Origin of the sequence: Streptomyces sp. NRRL B-24572 (genome assembly GCF_002156145.1) — a bacterium.
Lineage (GTDB): Bacteria > Actinomycetota > Actinomycetes > Streptomycetales > Streptomycetaceae > Streptomyces > Streptomyces vietnamensis.
On the sequence record NZ_MWIG01000035.1, the window covers coordinates 1 to 16,782 of the forward strand.

Genomic DNA, 16,782 nt, shown 5'->3' on the forward strand with positions numbered 1-16,782 from the left:
CCCCCGAGAGGACGGTGAGGAAGCGGTCCACGTCCTCCTCCGACGTTCCCGTCGGCAGGGACACCCGGACGTTCCCCTCGCTCAGCACCCCCATCGCGCGCAGCACATGGCTGGGCGTCAGCGTCGAACTCGTGCACGACGAACCGGACGAAACGGAGAAACCCTCCCGGTCCAGCTCGTGAAGGAGCGTCTCGCCGTCGACGTACAGGCAGGAGAAGGTGACGAGGTGGGGGAGCCGGCGCACCGGGTCGCCCACCACCTCCACGTCCGGCACCAGCTCCGGCACCCGGGCCCNNGCCGCCGCCGCCACGATCGCCGGCAGGTTCTCGAAGCCCGGCGCCCGGCCCGACTCCCGTTCGTCCGACGGGCCTTGCGGGGCGAACCGGACGCCCTTGCGCACCGCGAGGAGGCCGACGCCCGCCGGCCCGCCCCACTTGTGCGCGCTCGCCGCGAGCAACGACCAGCCCTCCGGCACCGGCCCCCAGCCGAGCGACTGGGCCGCGTCCACCAGGAGCGGCACTCCCGCCGCCCGGCAGGCCTCGGCGACCTCGGCCACCGGCTGCTCGGTCCCCACCTCGTGGTTGGCCGACTGGAGGCACGCCAGGGCCGTGTCCGCACCCAGCGCCGCCGCGAAGGCGGCCGCGTCCACCGCCCCCGACCGGTCCACCGGCACCTCGGTCACCGTCCCGCCCGCCGCCGCGTGCGTCTCGCCGGCGTGCAGGACGGAGGAGTGTTCGACCGCGGAGACCACCAGCCGGTTTCCGACACGCCGACGTCCCGCGAGCGCGCCGGAGATTCCGGCGTGAACCGCGCGCGTCCCCGAAGGAGTGAACACGAGCTCGTCCGGGCGACACCCCACGGCCTCCGCGGCGGCCTCCCGGGCCGCGTCGAGCAGCAGTCGGGCCCGCCGCCCCTCCCGGTAGAGACGGGCCGGGTCGGCCCAGCCCTCGTCCAGGGCGGCGAGCAGCGCCTGGCGGGCGACGGGGTGCAGAGGAGCGGCGGACGCGGCGTCGAAGTACGGCATCCCCCCACCGTAGAGCGCGGGGATCCACCGCCCGTGGAGCGGGGAGACCCACCACCGCGGGCCCGGGGGCCCACCGCCCGTGGAGCAGGGGGATCCACCACCGCGGGCCCGGGGGCCCACCGCCCGTGGAGCAGGGGGATCCACCACCGCGGGCCCGGGTATCCACCACCGCGGGCCCGGGATCCGCCACCCGTGGAGCGGGGGAGATCCACCACCGCGAGCCCGGAGATCCACCACGCCGGCCCGGGGATCCGGACACGTGATGAGCCCTCGTCAGATGTCCGCCCCCGCGCGCCGCCAGACCGCCGAACGGGCGTCCCGCACCCCCCTCCGGAACCCCGGGGTCCACCCCTTCGGGGACTCGGACGGCGCGTTGGGCACCCTCCCCGCGCGACCCCAAATAGCGTCCAGTAGGGTTTGGTCCGCATAAACATCCAAACCCCTGCCCGCGGCCGGGGCGGCGACCGACCAGCGAGACGGACGGCCGTGGCCGACCACTGCGGGCCGAGACTCTCGGGAAGGCGCTACGTGAGTCCCAACGGCTCCGACCGCTCGTCGCGGCGCCCGATGCGGCGGAAGCTGCCGCAGGTGCTGACTGCGGGCCTGATCCTGGCGACAGCCACGGGCTGCTCGTACAACTGGGAAGACTTCCCCCGCCTTGGCATGCCCACCCCCGTCACGGAAGAGGCGCCTCGGATCCTCTCCCTGTGGCAGGGCTCCTGGGCCGCGGCCCTGATCACGGGCATCCTGGTGTGGGGCCTGATCCTCTGGGCCACCATCTTCCACCGGCGCAGCCGGACCAAGGTCGAGGTACCTCCGCAGACCCGTTACAACATGCCCATCGAGGCGCTGTACACGGTCACTCCGCTCATCATCGTCTCGGTGCTCTTCTACTTCACCGCACGCGACGAGTCGAAGCTCCTCGAGCTCACCCCGAAGCCGCCCCACACGATCAACGTGGTCGGCTACCAGTGGAGCTGGGGCTTCAACTACGTCGAGAACGTGCCCGGTGTGCAGGGTGACGCCAAGACGGACAAGAACCTCGCCTCGCTCCCGGACAAGTTCCTCGCGGACTTCCCGGAGAACGCGGGCGGTGTCTACGACGCCGGCGTCCCCGGCGACCGGAACCCGCAGACCGGCAACCCGGGCCCGACCCTGTGGCTGCCGAAGGGCGAGAAGGTCCGGTTCGTCCTGACCTCCCGTGACGTCATCCACTCCTTCTGGGTGGTCCCCTTCCTCATGAAGCAGGACGTCATCCCGGGTCACACCAATGCCTTCGAGGTCATCCCGACGCAGGAGGGCACCTTCCTCGGGAAGTGCGCCGAGCTGTGCGGTGTCGACCACTCCCGGATGCTCTTCAACGTCAAGGTGGTCTCCCCGGAGCGCTACCAGGCGCACCTGAAGGAGCTCGCCGCGAAGGGGCAGACCGGCTACATCCCGTCCGGCATCGAGCAGACGGACCCGGCTAGGAATGCGGAGAAGCACCAACTGTGAGCATCCACAACGAAACCCAGGGTGCCGCCGCAGCTGAGGACTCGTACGAGAACGAGCTGCCCGTACGGCGCAAGCAGCCCGGCAACGTGGTCATCAAGTGGCTCACCACCACGGACCACAAGACGATCGGTACGCTCTACCTCGTCACGTCGTTCGTCTTCTTCTGCATCGGCGGACTCATGGCGCTCTTCATGCGCGCCGAGCTGGCCCGTCCGGGTACGCAGATCATGTCGAACGAGCAGTTCAACCAGGCGTTCACGATGCACGGCACGATCATGCTGCTGATGTTCGCGACGCCGCTGTTCGCCGGTTTCGCGAACTGGATCATGCCGCTGCAGATCGGCGCGCCCGACGTGGCGTTCCCGCGGCTGAACATGTTCGCCTACTGGCTGTACCTCTTCGGCTCGATCATCGCGGTGGCCGGCTTCCTCACCCCGCAGGGTGCGGCCGACTTCGGCTGGTTCGCCTACTCCCCGCTGTCGGACGCCGTCCGCTCGCCGGGCGTCGGCGCCGACATGTGGATCATGGGTCTGGCCTTCTCCGGCTTCGGCACGATCCTCGGCTCGGTCAACTTCATCACCACGATCATCTGCATGCGCGCTCCGGGCATGACGATGTTCCGCATGCCGATCTTCACCTGGAACGTGCTGCTGACCGGTGTCCTGGTCCTGCTCGCCTTCCCGGTCCTGGCGGCCGCGCTGTTCGCCCTGGAGGCGGACCGCAAGTTCGGTGCCCACGTCTTCGACGCGGCCAACGGCGGAGCGCTGCTCTGGCAACACCTCTTCTGGTTCTTCGGACACCCAGAGGTGTACATCATCGCCTTGCCCTTCTTCGGCATCATCTCCGAGGTCATCCCGGTCTTCAGCCGCAAGCCGATGTTCGGCTACATCGGTCTGGTGGCCGCGACCATCGCGATCGCCGGTCTGTCCGTGACCGTGTGGGCGCACCACATGTACGTCACCGGTGGCGTGCTCCTCCCGTTCTTCTCCTTCATGACGTTCCTCATCGCCGTACCGACCGGCGTGAAGTTCTTCAACTGGATCGGAACGATGTGGAAGGGCTCGCTGTCCTTCGAGACCCCGATGCTCTGGGCCGTCGGCTTCCTGATCACCTTCACCTTCGGTGGTCTGACCGGCGTCATCCTGGCCTCGCCCCCGATGGACTTCCACGTCTCCGACTCGTACTTCGTCGTGGCGCACTTCCACTACGTCATCTTCGGCACCGTCGTCTTCGCGATGTTCTCCGGCTTCCACTTCTGGTGGCCGAAGTTCACCGGCAAGATGCTCGACGAGCGCCTCGGCAAGATCACGTTCTGGACGCTGTTCGTGGGCTTCCACGGCACGTTCCTGGTGCAGCACTGGCTCGGTGCCGAGGGCATGCCGCGTCGTTACGCGGACTACCTCGACGCCGACGGCTTCACCACGCTGAACACGATCTCGACGATCTCCTCGTTCCTGCTCGGCCTGTCGATCCTGCCGTTCTTCTACAACGTCTGGAAGACCGCCAAGTACGGCAAGAAGATCGAGGTCGACGACCCGTGGGGCTACGGCCGTTCGCTCGAGTGGGCGACGTCCTGCCCGCCGCCGCGGCACAACTTCCTCACCCTGCCGCGGATCCGTTCGGAATCCCCGGCGTTCGACCTGCACCACCCTGAGATCGCCGCTCTCGACCAGCTCGAGAACAAGCCGCACGAGGCCGCGGCCCTCACGGGCAGCAAGGAGGCCGGCAAGTGAAGATCCAGGGCAAGATGTTCATCTGGCTGAGCGTCTTCATCCTTGCCATGGCGATCCTGTACGGCGTCTGGTCCAAGGAGCCGGTCGGTACGACGGCGCTCTTCCTGGCCTTCGGCCTGGCCATCATGATCGGCTACTACCTGGCCTTCACGGCCAAGCGTGTCGACGCGATGGCGCAGGACGACAAGGAGGCCGACGTCGCGGACGAGGCCGGTGAGGTGGGCTTCTTCGCCCCGCACAGCTGGCAGCCGCTGTCGCTGGCCGTCGGTGGCGCGCTCGCCTTCCTCGCGATCGCCATGGGCTGGTGGATCCTGTACTTCTCCGCCCCGCTGATCCTCGTCGGCCTGTTCGGCTGGGTCTTCGAGTTCTACCGCGGCGAGAACCAGAACCAGTAGCGGTACCCGCTCCGCACCGGAGCACACCGAGGGGCCCGGACACTTCGTCACCGAAGCGTCCGGGCCCCTCTTTTGCAGCACTCGGCGCGCCTGTCGCGAGAATCGTCCTTAGCGTGAAGTCATGAACGACACGCCGCGCATTCGGACTGTTCTGAGCTGCACTCTTCTGGCCGTCACCGTCACCGCGGGCGCCACCGCCTGCGCGGGCTCGGACAACCACCCGCTGTCGGAGAAGGCCTACGACGCGGCGGACCAGCTCGCGGTCAACGCCCCCGCCGACGGGGCCAAGGCGGACCCCGAGAAGCCCCTGGAGATCACCGCCAAGGACGACGACGCCCGGATCACCGACGTCACCGCCACCGACGCCTCGGGTCACCACCTGGCCGGCGAACTCACCGCGGACGGCCGGCGCTGGCGGTCCACGGCCTCCCTGGCGGCCGGCGCCCGTTACACCGTCCAGGTGGCCACGGAGGACGAGGACGGCGCGCCAGGAGCCCGTACGTTCACTTTCGAGACGGCTCCGGCCAAACGGGCCCTCACCGTGACCTTCGGGCCGGAGGCGGGCACGTACGGCGTCGGACAGCCCATCACGGCGGAGCTCAGCCTCCCGGTCAAGGACCGGTCCCAGCGCGCGATCGTCGAACGGGCCCTCAAGGTCCGCTCCACGCCCTCCGTCGAGGGCTCCTGGTACTGGGTGGACGACAAGAAACTGCACTTCCGTCCGGAGGAGTACTGGCCGGCCGGGGCGCTCGTCACGGTCACCGGCAACCTGGACGGCCTCAAGGTCGGCGACAAGCTCTACGGCGGCGCCTCCAAGCCGCTGAAGCTGAAGATCGGCGACCGGATCGAGGCCGTCACGGACGCCGAGACGCACCAGATGACCGTGAAGCGCAACGGAGAAGTGATCAACACCATTCCGGTGACCACCGGCAAGCCCGGCTTCTCCACCCGCAACGGCATCAAGGTGGTGCTCGGCAAGGAGTACTACGTCCGGATGCGGGGCACCAGCATCGGCATCGCGGAGGGCAGCTCCGACTCGTACGACCTGCCCGTGTACTACGCCACCCGGGTGACGTGGAGCGGCGAGTACGTGCACGCCGCGCCCTGGTCCGTCGGCTCACAGGGCGTCGAGAACGTCAGCCACGGCTGTGTCGGCATGTCGACGGAGAACGCGGCCTGGTTCTACGAGACCGTCCGCCCCGGAGACGTCGTCCGCGTCGTCAACAGCATCGGCGACACGATGGACACCTTCGGCAACGGCTTCGGCGACTGGAACATGGACTGGGCCAAGTGGCGCCAGGGCAGCGCTCTGGTGGAGGCCGCCGGAAGCCCGGTGACCCCCACCGAGAAGGCCAATCTGAGGCCCTCCATCTGACGGGCGCACGCGCCCGTGCCGCCTCAGGCGTCGAGCGACAGGCGTGAGCGCAGCAGGGACGCCAGGGACGCCGCGAACTCGACCGGTTCCACCGGAAGGGTGACCGCGGCGTCCGCACGGCTCCAGGTGGCCAGCCAGGCGTCCTGCGGGCGCCCGATGAGCAGCAGCACCGGCGGGCAGCGGAAGACCTCGTCCTTGATCTGCCGGCAGACCCCCATGCCTCCGGCGGGCACCGCCTCGCCGTCGAGCACGCACACGTCGATCCCGCCCTCGTCCAGGCGCTTCAGGACCGCCGGCAGCGTCGCGCACTCCACGAACTCGACCGGGGGAACGTCGGCCGCGGGCCTGCGTCCGGCCGCGAGCCGCACCTGCGCGCGGGTGTTCGCGTCGTCGCTGTAGACCAGGACCGTGGCACTCGACTGCATCGTTCCTCCGTGGGGAAGTCCGTGGGAAGGTCGTCGATCGATGCGCCGGATGCTACTCCGGTCCACACCCCGTCAACACCCGTTCAGCACCTGTTCGAACGGCGCTCCGGGGCCTCCGCACTGGGCCGTTCGGGCTGGACACGCCCCCCTGACACTCCGAACGGCACCCCCCGGAGTGAGGGCGGGATAAGCGACCGACATAATGTCGGTCGTGGCGACAGTAACGACAGTAGAAACAGGGCACGCGCACCCGTCGGTCAATCGACCGAACCTCACCAGCGTCGGAACCATCATCTGGTTGAGCTCCGAGCTGATGTTCTTCGCGGCCCTCTTCGCGATGTACTTCACCCTGCGATCGGTGACGGGTCCCGAGTTCTGGGCGGAAAAGGCCTCGGCCTTGAACTTCCCCTTCTCGGCGACCAACACCACGATCCTGGTGCTCTCCTCCCTCACCTGCCAGCTCGGCGTCTTCGCCGCCGAGCGGGGCGATGTGAAGAAGCTCCGGACGTGGTTCATCATCACGTTCGTGATGGGTGCGATCTTCATCGGCGGCCAGGTCTTCGAGTACACCGAGCTGGTCAAGAAGGACGGCCTCTCGCTGTCCTCCGACCCGTACGGCACGGTGTTCTACCTGACCACCGGCTTCCACGGCCTGCACGTGACGGGCGGTCTCATCGCCTTCCTGCTGGTCCTCGGCCGGACCTACGCCGCCAAGAGGTTCACCCACGAGCAGGCAACCGCCGCCATCGTCGTGTCCTACTACTGGCACTTCGTCGATGTCGTCTGGATCGGCCTCTTCGCCACGATCTACATGATCAAGTAATCGGCTCCGCCTCCACGGCGGACCGAGACATCCAGCAAGCATCGACGCAGAAGATCCTGACACCGGGGTAATCCGTGAAAAAGCTCTCCGCACGACGACGCCATCCGCTGGCGGCGGTCGTCGTCCTACTTCTCGCGCTGGCGGCCACTGGGGGGCTGTACGCCGCGTTCGCGCCCGCGGGCACGGCGAAGGCCGATGAAACCGCCCAGTCCCTCGCCATCGAGGAGGGCAAGAAGCTCTACTCCGTCGGCTGCGCCAGCTGCCACGGAACCGGCGGTCAGGGCACCTCTGACGGCCCGTCCCTCGTAGGCGTCGGTTCGGCCGCGGTCGACTTCCAGGTCGGCACGGGCCGTATGCCGGCCCAGCAGCCGGGCGCCCAGGTCCCGCGCAAGAAGGTCATCTACTCGCAGGCCCAGATCGACCAGCTCGCGGCGTACGTGGCCTCCCTCGGCGCCGGCCCGATCGCGCCGACCGAGGGCCAGTACAGCCCTGACGGTGCCGACATCGCCAAGGGTGGCGAGCTGTTCCGCACCAACTGTGCCCAGTGCCACAACTTCACCGGTGAGGGCGGCGCGCTGACCTACGGCAAGTACGCCCCCAGCCTCGAAGGCGTGGACCCGAAGCACCTCTACGAGGCCATGCAGACCGGCCCGCAGAACATGCCCTCCTTCCCCGACACCACGATGCCGGAGAAGGAGAAGAAGGACATCATCGCGTACGTCCAGGCCGTCAACAGCGACTCGTCCGAGAGCCCGGGTGGTCTCAAGCTCGGTGGCCTCGGCCCCGTCAGCGAGGGCCTGTTCGCCTGGGTCTTCGGTCTGGGTGCGCTGATCGCAGTTGCCATCTGGGTCGCGGCCCACACCGCTAAGGCCAAGAAGTCATGAGTAGCCAAGAGATTCCAGAAGAGACCCTGCCGGCAGGGCAGGACACCGCGCACGGCGCGGTGACGGTCGCCGACGACCCGTTCGCCGACCCGGGCCTTCCGCCCCACAAGCCCCGCATCCAGGACATCGACGAGCGGGCCGCCCGCCGGTCCGAGCGTGCGGTCGCCTTCATGTTCACGTTGTCGATGCTGGCCACCGTCGGCTTCATCGCCTCGTACGTGATCTTCCCGGTCGACAAGATCGTGTACATCTGGCCCTTCGGCCACGTGTCCGCGCTCAACTTCGCCCTGGGTCTGACCCTCGGTGCCGCCCTCTTCTTCATCGGCGCGGGCGCGGTCCACTGGGCCCGCACCCTGATGTCCGACGTCGAGGTCGCCGACGAGCGTCACCCGATGCAGGCGTCGCCCGAGGTCAAGGCGAAGGTCATGGCGGACTTCGCGGCCGGTGCCGCCGAGTCCGGCTTCGGCCGCCGCAAGCTCATCCGCAACACGCTCTTCGGAGCGCTCGCGATGGTTCCGCTCTCCGGCATCGTCCTGCTGCGTGACATGGGCCCGCTGCCCGAGAAGAAGCTCCGCTCCACCATGTGGACCAAGGGGCTCCAGCTCATCAACATGAACACGCACGAGCCGCTGCGTCCCGAGGACGTCGCGGTCGGCTCGCTGACCTTCGCGATGCCCGAGGGCCTCTCGGAGCACGACGAGGACTTCCAGACCGAGATCGCCAAGGCCGCCCTGATGATCGTCCGGATCCAGCCGGAGGACATCAAGGACAAGCGTGAGCTCGAGTGGTCGCACGAGGGCATCGTCGCGTTCTCGAAGATCTGCACCCACGTGGGCTGCCCGATCTCCCTGTACGAGCAGCAGACGCACCACGTGCTCTGCCCCTGCCACCAGTCCACCTTCGACCTCTCCGACGGCGCCCGCGTCATCTTCGGCCCTGCCGGTCACCGCCTTCCGCAGCTGCGGATCGGCGTGAACGACAAGGGCTTCCTCGAGGCGCACGGCGACTTCGAAGAGCCCGTCGGTCCTGCCTTCTGGGAGCGCGGATGAGCACTGTGACCAACACGCAGAAGAAGGCACCCGCCGGTGAGCGGGTCGCCGACTGGGCCGACGGTCGCCTGGGGATCTACACGCTGGCCAAGGCCAACATGCGGAAGATCTTCCCGGACCACTGGTCCTTCATGCTGGGCGAGGTCTGCCTCTACAGCTTCCTCATCATCATCCTGACGGGCGTCTACCTGACGATGTTCTTCCACCCGTCGATGAACGAGGTGGAGTACGTCGGACCGTACGTCCCGCTCCAGGGACAGCTGATGTCCGAGGCGTTCAACTCGACCATGCACATCTCGTTCGAGGTGCGCGGTGGTCTGCTCGTCCGGCAGATCCACCACTGGGCGGCGCTGATCTTCCTCGCCGGCATGTTCGTGCACATGATGCGCGTCTTCTTCACCGGCGCGTTCCGCAAGCCGCGTGAGATCAACTGGCTGTTCGGCTTCCTGCTGTTCTTCCTGGGCATGTTCACCGGCTTCACCGGTTACTCGCTCCCGGACGACCTGCTCTCCGGCACCGGTGTCCGCTTCATGCAGGGCGCGATCCTGTCCGTGCCGGTCCTCGGCACGTACCTGTCGATGTTCCTGTTCGGCGGCGAGTTCCCCGGCGGCGACTTCGTCGCCCGGTTCTACTCGGCGCACGTGCTGCTGCTGCCCGGCATCATGCTGGGTCTGGTGGTCGCGCACCTCATCCTGGTGTTCGTCCACAAGCACACGCACTTCGCCGGCCCCGGCCGGACGAACGAGAACGTCGTCGGCATGCCGCTGCTGCCCGTGTACATGGCGAAGGCCGGAGGCTTCTTCTTCCTGGTCTTCGGTGTCATCGCGGTCATCGCGGCGATCGCCTCGATCAACCCGATCTGGGCCATCGGCCCGTACCGCCCGGACCAGGTGTCCACCGGCGCCCAGCCCGACTGGTACATGGGCTTCGCCGAGGGTCTGATCCGAGTGATGCCGGGCTGGGAGATCAACCTGTGGGGCCACACGCTGGTCCTCGGCGTGATGATCCCGCTGGCGATCTTCCCGGCGGTCCTCGCGGCCATCGCGGTCTACCCGTTCATCGAGTCCTGGATCACCGGCGACAAGCGCGAGCACCACATCGCGCAGCGCCCGCGCAACGCTCCGACGCGCACCGCCTTCGGTGTCGCCTGGATCACCGCGTACATGATCATGCTCGTGGGTGGTGGAAACGACCTCTGGGCGACCCACTTCCACCTGTCGCTGAACTCGATCACCTGGTTCGTGCGGATCTTCTTCTTCGTCGGCCCGGTCCTCGCGTTCATCGCCACGAAGCGGATCTGCCTCGGCCTCCAGCGCCGCGACAAGGACAAGGTGCTGCACGGCCGCGAGTCGGGCATCATCAAGCGCCTGCCGCACGGTGAGTTCGTCGAGGTCCACACGCCGCTCAGCCAGGGCGAGCTGCACCGCCTCACGGCGCACGAGCAGTACGAGGCCGCGGAGCTTCCGCCGGCCGTCGACGAGAACGGCGTGGAGCGGAAGATCGGCCGCATGGAGAAGCTCCGCGTCAAGCTCAACAAGGGCTACTACGGCGACGACAGCCAGATCGCCAAGCCCACGGTCGAGGAGTACAAGGAGATCCAGAGCGGCCACGGCCACCACTGATCACCCTTGAACACCTGACCATGTAGGTGTCGCCACGGTGAGAGCCCCGTCCATTCGATGGACGGGGCTCTTTGCCGTCCCCTGAGGTCGATAGGGTGGAACCGTATCCGTCACGTGATCATCACAGGAGCTGCCATGAGCGCTGCGACCCCCGCTGGAGGACCTACGTCGGCGGGCCGCTCCTGGCCCGTCCTGCTGAACGGCCTGCTGGACGGAAACGACCTCACCGCCGACGACACGGCCTGGGCGATGGACCTGATCATGAGCGGCGAGGCGACCGACGCCCAGATCGCCGGGTTCATGGTCGCGCTGCGGGCCAAGGGCGAGACCGTGCAGGAGATCAGCGGCCTCGTACGGACCATGTACGCGCACGCCAACGTCATCGAGGTGCCCGGGCGGACCGTCGACATCGTCGGCACCGGCGGCGACGGCGCCAAGACCGTGAACATCTCCACGATGGCGTCGATCGTGGTCGCCGGGACCGGCGCCAAGGTCGTCAAGCACGGCAACCGTGCCGCCTCCTCCGCCTCCGGCTCCTCCGACGTCCTGGAGAAGCTCGGAGTCAATCTGAACCTGACCCCGCAGCGGGTCGCCGAGGTCGCCGACGAGGCGGGCATCACCCTCTGCTTCGCGATCAAGTTCCACCCCTCGCTGCGGCACGTCGCCGCGGCCCGCGGCCAGCTGGGCATCCGGACCACCTTCAACGTCCTCGGCCCGCTGACCAACCCGGCGAAGGTACGGTCCCAGGCCGTCGGCGTCGCCGACCCGCGCATGGCGCCGGTCGTCGCCGGGGTCTTCGCCGAGCGCGGCAACTCCGCCCTCGTCTTCCGCGGCGACGACGGCCTGGACGAGCTGACCACCACCTCCACCTCCCGGGTGTGGGTGGTCCGGGACGGCGGCGTCACCGAGGAGCGCTTCGACCCGCGGGACGTCGGCATCGACCTCGTCCCCCTGGAGGCCCTGCGCGGCGAGGACGCCTCGTACAACGCCGACGTGGCCCGCCGGCTGCTCGCGGGGGAGACCGGGCCCGTACGGGACGCGGTGCTGCTCAACGCGGCGGCGGCGCTCACCGCCCTGGACCCCGGCACGGGCACCCTGGTGGAGCAACTGGCCGCGGGCATCGCGAAGGCGGCCGAGTCGATCGACTCGGGTGCGGCCCAGCGGTCCCTGGAGCGGTGGATCGCCGCCAGCAACGCCTGAGGGCGTGTGAACGCACGATTGCAGCCCCGTCCCGGATGCCGGGACGGGGTTGCGGCGTCGTGATCGTCTGGCATAGGTTTTTCGACAGGTCATGAGTGACAGCTGCAAGCCCCGGCTGGCTGTCCGGCAACCCTCCGTCCGTGGCGGGGTGCCCCGGGTGAAGACCGGGCCGCACGAGCAGAAGCCTGCGGCAAGCGCGGACCCCTGCGCACAACCCTGGGGTCCTTGGTCCTCTAGGGAGCGTTGTCTCGTGAGCAAGCGAATGCGTTAGGGCCTCTCGGCCCCTCTTCGACATCACCACCCGTCCGCGGCACCCCCTTCTCTTGCGCGCTGCCGTCGCACGGGCCTCGTACGCCTTTTCGCACCCCTTTCATGCCGGGAGATACCGCCATGTCCGCATGCCCGAACGCCGCCGCCACCACCGTCGACACCGCCGCCGAGTCCGCCGACCCCTGCTGCGCCGCCCCGCTGCCGGTCCTCGGCCGGGACGTCACCGTCCCGCTCGTCACCGGCGGCGAGGTGACCTACGCGGCGCTCGACTACGCGGCCAGCGCGCCGGCCCTCCAGCGGGTCTGGGACGACGTCGCCGCGTACGCCCCGTACTACGGCAGCGTCCACCGCGGTGCCGGCTACCTCTCCCAGCTCTCCACCGACCTCTTCGAGAACAGCCGCGCCACCGTCGCCGAGTTCCTCGACTGCCGCCCCGGCGACCAGGTCGTCTTCACCCGCTCCACCACCGACTCGCTCAACCTGCTCGCCGCCGTGATCCCGGCGGACTGCGAGGTCTTCGTCTTCGAGACCGAGCACCACGCCTCGCTGCTGCCCTGGCGGGACGCCCGGGTCACCTACCTCAACGCGCCGCGCACCCCGGAGCAGGCCGTCGCGACCCTGGAGCGCGCCCTCGCCGACCGCACTGTGACGATCGAAGGGGGCTACGGTCCGGCCCTGGTCTGCGTCACCGGCGCCTCCAACGTGACCGGCGAGCTGTGGCCGGTGCGGGAGCTGGCGGCCGCCGCGCATGCGCACGGCGCCCGGATCGTGCTCGACGCCGCCCAGCTCGCGCCCCACCACCCGGTCTCCGTAAGGGAGTTGGACGTGGACTGGGTCGCCTTCTCCGGGCACAAGCTGTACGCGCCCTTCGGCTCCGGCGTCCTCGCCGGCCGCGCCGACTGGCTGCAGGATTCCGAGCCCTACCTCGCGGGCGGTGGAGCGTCCCGCAAGGTAGCCCGTCGGGCCGACGGTGGTGTGGACGTGGAGTGGCACACCACCGCGGCCCGGCACGAAGCCGGTTCGCCGAACGTCATCGGCGTCTACTCGATCGCCTCCGCCTGCAAGGCGCTCACCGAGGCCGGCTTCGACTCCCTCGTCGCCCGCGAGCGGCACCTGATCGCGAAGGTCCGCGAGGGCCTGGCCGAGGTGCCCGAGGTGCGGGTTCTCTCGCTCTTCGGCGACGACGCGCCCCGCGTGGGCGTCATCTCCTTCGTCGTGGAGGGCTGGAACAGCTCCCACTTCGCCGCCGCGCTCTCCGCCGAGTACGGCATCGGCGTCCGCGACGGCCTGTTCTGCGCCCACCCGCTGGTCCGCACGCTGCTCGGCAGCGACCCGCAGGACCCGGGCGAGTGCGGCGCCCCCGAGGCCGCGCCCGGCGAGCGGTCGCTCAACGCCATCCGGGTGAGCTTCGGCGCCGGTACGCCGGACGAGCACGTGGAGCGGTTCGTCGGCGCCGTGAAGGAGCTCGTCCGGGACGGCGCGCAGTGGAAGTACCGCACCGAGGACGGCCGCTGCGTCCCGGACCGCGGCTGATCAGTCACTCGTACGGGTGAAGGGGGCCTCCCGCCGGGAGGCCCCCTTCATGTGTCTCGCGGTCCGGGGTCTCAGGACTCCAGACCGATGGCGAAGGCCGCCTCCAGGTCGTGCTGGGAGTACGTGCGGAAGGCGACGTGCGTGTCCGTGGCCTCGACGCCCGGGATCTTGCTGATCCGGCCGGGGATCACGTCCGCCAGGTCGTCGTGGCGCGGCACCCGGACCATGGCGATCAGGTCGTACGTACCGGTGACCGAGAAGACCTCGCTGACGCTGTCGAGCGCGGCGATCGACTCGGCGATCTCGGGGATGCGGTCCACGCTGGTCTTGATGAGCACGATCGCGGTGATCACGGCTGGCTTTCTCCCTCGGTCGCCGCGGCTGGGGCTTTCACTCTATCCCCACCGCGGAAGCGCCCCCAGGCGTAGAGGAAGCCGACGCAGAAGCCCACGACATGGGCCAGATAGGCGACGCCGGGCCCCGCGCCCGCCGCCCGCGCGGCCAGCCACTGGAGGGTGAACCAGAAGATCAGCACGATCCAGGCGGGGAAGCGCAGCGGCAGGAAGAACAGGAAGGGGAAGAGGCTGGTGACCCGGGAGCGCGGGAAGAGGAAGAGGAAGGCCCCGAGCACCGCTGAGATCGCGCCGGAGGCCCCGACCAGGGTCTGCTCGCTGTCGGCGTGCGCCACCGCGTACCCGAGCAGGGCGACGTAGCCGGTCCCCAGGTAGAAGAGGGCGAACTCGACCGGCCCCATGCGTTCCTCGGCCATCGCGCCGAAGACGTACAGGAAGAGCATGTTGCCGAGCAGGTGGAGCCAGCTGCCGTGGACGAAGAGCGCGGTCAGCGGGGTGAGCAGGGCGCGCGGATCGCCGCTCGTCAGCTCGGCGGGCACGACGCCCCAGCGGCGGAAGTAGGCGCCCTGGGCGGCCAGGAGCTCGTCGCCCGTGCCGTACGCCGGGCCGAGTCCGGAGACAGGGCTGATCACGAAGAGCAGGCAGCAGGCGGCGATCAGTCCGTACGTCACCGTGGGCCCGCTGCGGGTGCCCCGCCAGGCACCGAGGGCCGCACCTCGCCAGTCGATCATGGACAGATCATGGCGTACCGGGGCCGAAGTGGACAGAGCGCCTCGCCGTGCCCCGGCCTCCCCGCGAGGCCGTAGGGTTACGGGCATCACCACCGCAGTTCGACGGCGCACCGCGGCACCCGCACCTGGTACCAGGAAACAGGAAGAAGGACGGCACCGATGACGACGGTTCCCCTGCCGACCGACGAGACCCGCTGGCGCTGCACGCTCTGCGGCAATCTGACCCGCTTCGACGTGACCCGCTCCTCCAAGGTCGTGGAGTACGTCCATCTGGACCTCGCCGGGGACCCGACGGTCGAGGAGCGGCAGGTGGTCAGTGAGACCATCGAGTCGGTCCGCTGCCGCTGGTGCAACGCGGTGGATCAGATCGAACTGGTGGACAGGCCGGGCGCCGCCTCCTGAGGGACGGCGCGGACGACATAGGGGTGACGGATCGTGGAGCAGCCCGCGCACGGTGGTGAGCCGGCCGGCGCGGCAGGTGACGCTGCCGAGACGCTCGACCACCCACTGCCGGAAGGTGTGCGGCGGCGGGTCGTCGCACTGGTCGCGGACGCCTTCGGCGGGCTCACCGTCGCGGAGTTGCCCGCACCCCTCCGGCAGTACGCCCGCTTCACCGCGAGCCGGCGGGCCAAGTTCGCCGGCAACGCGATGGCCGCCGCCCTGGAGAGCGACCCGCTCTTCCGGCAGCGGATCGGCGAACGGTTCAAGCAGGGCCAGCCCGAGCTGGCCGGGGCCGTGGAGACCGGCAACCCGCCCGCGGCCGCCGACCCCGTCGACGTGGCCGCGGCCGCCTATGTGCTACGCCCGCCCGGCTGGATCAAGCTCGTCGCCGCCGCCGGCGAGGAGGCCCAGCGGGCCGACGCCGAGCGGGCCGACGAGGCCGGCCGGCGCGAGCTGGAGCGGCTGCGCGAGGAGCTGGCCGCCGCCCAGGACCGCTCCCGGAGCGAGACCGAGCAGCTCAGACGCGACCTGGAGGCCGCCCGCAAGGAAGCGGAATCGCTTCAGCGCAAGCTGCGCAGCGCCCAGAGCGACGTCAAGCGCGGCGAGGCCGCGCTGCGCAAGGTCCAGGGCGAGATCGAGGCCGCGCGGGCCGAGTCGGCGGCGCAGGTGTCGGCCGCCGAGAGCGAGACGCGGCGGCTCAAGGCCCGGCTCGGCGAGGTCGAGGCGGCCCTGGAGGCGAGCCGCAGGACCGCCCGCGAGGGCCGCTCGGTGGAGGACATGCGGCTGCGGCTGCTGCTCGACACGGTCCTCGACGCGGCCCAGGGGCTGCGGCGCGAACTCGCGCTGCCACCCGTCTCGGTGCACCCGGCGGACACCGTGGACGCGGTGGAGCCGGGGCGGATGTCCCCGAAGGACATCGCGGCGCGGGCGCTCTCCGAGACGGACCCGGCGCTGCTCGACCAACTGCTCGCGCTGCCGCAGGCGCATCTGGTCGTCGACGGTTACAACGTCACCAAGACCGGCTATCCGACGATGCCGTTGGAGAAGCAGCGGCTGCGGCTGCTCGGCGGTCTCTCGGCGCTCGCCGCCCGCTCGGGCGCCGAGGTCACCTGTGTCTTCGACGGGGCGGAGCTGGCGGCCCCGGTGCTGCTCGCGCCGCCGCGCGGGGTGCGGGTGCTGTTCTCCAAGCCCGGTGTCACGGCGGACGAGTTGATCCGTCAGCTGGTCCGGGCGGAGCCGCCGGGCCGGCCGGTCGTGGTGGCCTCCACCGACCGCGAGGTGGCCGACGGCGTCGCGAAGGCCGGTGCGCGGCCGGTTGCGTCCGCCTTGTTGCTGAAGCGGCTTTCGCGCCTCTCGTAACACATCGCAACTCCTGGGCGTTATGCCCGAATTATGGATGGCGCACCGTCAAGTGCCCATCACTGGCCGTG

The 16,782-nt window shown here is 69.5% G+C and carries 16 protein-coding genes and 1 riboswitch; of the genes, 12 read left to right on the forward strand and 4 right to left on the reverse strand.

The window, feature by feature from the left end; all coding sequences use genetic code 11:
- Positions 1 to 1,024: cysteine desulfurase family protein (locus CCN56_RS02285; protein WP_107484084.1), on the reverse strand; the 1,024-nt coding region annotated here is incomplete at its 3' end.
- 528 nt (positions 1,025 to 1,552) lie between these two features.
- Here CCN56_RS02285 and coxB point away from each other — a divergent pair.
- The 4 genes from coxB to CCN56_RS02305 all read left to right on the forward strand — a co-directional run bounded on the left by coxB (position 1,553) and on the right by CCN56_RS02305 (position 6,021).
- A complete protein-coding gene (gene coxB, locus CCN56_RS02290) occupies positions 1,553 to 2,518 on the forward strand; it encodes a cytochrome c oxidase subunit II (RefSeq protein ID WP_086822827.1) in 966 nt (321 codons plus the stop codon).
- Positions 2,515 to 4,251: a cytochrome c oxidase subunit I gene (gene ctaD / locus CCN56_RS02295; protein ID WP_041128841.1), complete on the forward strand. Its 1,737-nt coding sequence runs from the start codon at positions 2,515 to 2,517 to the stop codon at positions 4,249 to 4,251. The genes coxB and ctaD overlap by 4 nt, the downstream gene beginning before the upstream one ends.
- A complete protein-coding gene (locus CCN56_RS02300; RefSeq protein ID WP_086822830.1) occupies positions 4,248 to 4,646 on the forward strand; it encodes a cytochrome c oxidase subunit 4 in 399 nt (132 codons plus the stop codon). The genes ctaD and CCN56_RS02300 overlap by 4 nt, the downstream gene beginning before the upstream one ends.
- Before the next feature lie 121 nt (positions 4,647 to 4,767).
- Positions 4,768 to 6,021, forward strand: a complete 1,254-nt coding sequence (locus CCN56_RS02305; RefSeq protein WP_086822832.1) for an Ig-like domain-containing protein — start codon at positions 4,768 to 4,770, stop codon at positions 6,019 to 6,021.
- 23 nt (positions 6,022 to 6,044) lie between these two features.
- Here the strand turns inward: CCN56_RS02305 and CCN56_RS02310 are convergent, their stop codons facing one another.
- Positions 6,045 to 6,446, reverse strand: coding sequence for a hypothetical protein (locus tag CCN56_RS02310; protein ID WP_041128838.1), 402 nt, complete (start codon positions 6,444 to 6,446; stop codon positions 6,045 to 6,047).
- Between the two features lie 202 nt (positions 6,447 to 6,648).
- Here CCN56_RS02310 and CCN56_RS02315 point away from each other — a divergent pair, with 202 nt between their 5' ends.
- The 6 genes from CCN56_RS02315 (at position 6,649) to CCN56_RS02340 (ending at position 13,827) form a co-directional block, all read left to right on the forward strand.
- Positions 6,649 to 7,269, forward strand: coding sequence for a heme-copper oxidase subunit III (locus CCN56_RS02315; protein WP_041128837.1), 621 nt, complete (start codon positions 6,649 to 6,651; stop codon positions 7,267 to 7,269).
- Positions 7,270 to 7,343: 74 nt separating this feature from the next.
- Positions 7,344 to 8,153, forward strand: a complete 810-nt coding sequence (locus tag CCN56_RS02320; protein WP_086822835.1) for a c-type cytochrome — start codon at positions 7,344 to 7,346, stop codon at positions 8,151 to 8,153.
- Positions 8,150 to 9,202, forward strand: coding sequence for a Rieske 2Fe-2S domain-containing protein (locus CCN56_RS02325; protein WP_086822838.1), 1,053 nt, complete (start codon positions 8,150 to 8,152; stop codon positions 9,200 to 9,202). Before CCN56_RS02320 ends, CCN56_RS02325 begins: the two co-directional genes overlap by 4 nt.
- Positions 9,199 to 10,824, forward strand: coding sequence for a cytochrome bc complex cytochrome b subunit (locus CCN56_RS02330; RefSeq protein WP_086822840.1), 1,626 nt, complete (start codon positions 9,199 to 9,201; stop codon positions 10,822 to 10,824). Before CCN56_RS02325 ends, CCN56_RS02330 begins: the two co-directional genes overlap by 4 nt.
- 135 nt (positions 10,825 to 10,959) lie before the next feature.
- Positions 10,960 to 12,024, forward strand: a complete 1,065-nt coding sequence (gene trpD, locus CCN56_RS02335; protein ID WP_086822842.1) for an anthranilate phosphoribosyltransferase — start codon at positions 10,960 to 10,962, stop codon at positions 12,022 to 12,024.
- Between the two features lie 87 nt (positions 12,025 to 12,111).
- Positions 12,112 to 12,227, forward strand: a riboswitch (SAM riboswitch).
- 187 nt (positions 12,228 to 12,414) lie between these two features.
- Positions 12,415 to 13,827, forward strand: a complete 1,413-nt coding sequence (locus CCN56_RS02340) for an aminotransferase class V-fold PLP-dependent enzyme (protein WP_179199647.1) — start codon at positions 12,415 to 12,417, stop codon at positions 13,825 to 13,827.
- A gap of 71 nt (positions 13,828 to 13,898) precedes the next feature.
- Here the strand turns inward: CCN56_RS02340 and CCN56_RS02345 are convergent, their stop codons facing one another.
- Both CCN56_RS02345 and CCN56_RS02350 read right to left on the reverse strand, forming a co-directional pair.
- On the reverse strand, positions 13,899 to 14,180 hold the full coding sequence (locus tag CCN56_RS02345) for an Lrp/AsnC family transcriptional regulator (protein ID WP_017238849.1): 282 nt from the start codon (positions 14,178 to 14,180) through the stop codon (positions 13,899 to 13,901).
- Positions 14,177 to 14,911 carry a rhomboid family intramembrane serine protease gene (locus CCN56_RS02350; protein WP_086822845.1) on the reverse strand — a complete coding sequence of 245 codons (735 nt, stop codon included), beginning with the start codon at positions 14,909 to 14,911 and terminating at the stop codon, positions 14,177 to 14,179. Before CCN56_RS02350 ends, CCN56_RS02345 begins: the two co-directional genes overlap by 4 nt.
- A gap of 159 nt (positions 14,912 to 15,070) precedes the next feature.
- Here CCN56_RS02350 and CCN56_RS02355 point away from each other — a divergent pair, with 159 nt between their 5' ends.
- Together CCN56_RS02355 and CCN56_RS02360 are read left to right on the forward strand one after the other, a co-directional pair.
- Positions 15,071 to 15,313, forward strand: a complete 243-nt coding sequence (locus CCN56_RS02355) for a hypothetical protein (RefSeq protein WP_055644001.1) — start codon at positions 15,071 to 15,073, stop codon at positions 15,311 to 15,313.
- Between the two features lie 33 nt (positions 15,314 to 15,346).
- Entirely contained in the window at positions 15,347 to 16,711 is a 1,365-nt protein-coding gene (locus CCN56_RS02360; protein WP_086822848.1) for an NYN domain-containing protein, read from the forward strand.
- Positions 16,712 to 16,782 lie beyond the last annotated feature (71 nt).